The 759-nt window shown below is 38.7% G+C and carries 1 protein-coding gene; it reads left to right on the plus strand.

The features are described 5' to 3' along the window. Positions 1-759, plus strand: a 759-nt coding sequence (locus ACRCJ0_RS17205; RefSeq protein ID WP_431391376.1) for a DHH family phosphoesterase, incomplete at both ends; no start/stop codon positions are given.

Raw genomic sequence — 759 nt, forward strand, 5'->3', positions numbered from 1 at the left:
CCTTCGTGAGAAAACATCAAAGGCCAATACACCATTAACGATTTCTATGGGGATTTCATACCAGGAGAAAGATGACGTTATTGATGTGGATGATATTTCTGAACAAGGACAGTCTAACTTAGATCTTGCGCAAAGTCGTGGTGGTGACCAAGTCGTTGTCCGTACTAAAAATCAAAAAGCGCGTTATTATGGTGGTAAGACAAACCCTATGGAAAAACGTACACGTGTACGTTCACGTCAAATCGCCAATACTATTTCAACAATGATTCAAAACACGTCTTCAGTATTCGTTATGGGGCATGATTATCCAGATATGGATGCTGTTGGTGCTTGCTTGGGTATTCGTCGTATTTCTCAAATGAATAACCAAATTTGTTATGTGATTATTGATGAAAGTCGTATTAATGATGATATTGAACGTTTATTGGTGGAGTTACGTAAGGATGAATCAATTGCGGAATCAATTATCTCGCCTGAACAAGCAGAAGAGTTGATGGCACAGGATTCACTATTATTCTTGGTGGACGTACATCGTCCGTCAATTACCACTGCACCAGACTTGATTACACCGAATAGACCTGTTATTATTATTGACCACCACCGTAAGGGGGAAGAAGTACCAGATAATGTATTGTTAGAATATATTGAGCCTTATGCTTCTTCTGCAAGTGAGTTAATTACAGAGTTCTTCGAGTATCAAAATCAAGAAAGTGAACCAATCAAACGAATTGAAGCAACTGCTATGTTAGCGGGTATGAT

This window comes from Aerococcus sp. L_32, assembly GCF_050689315.1.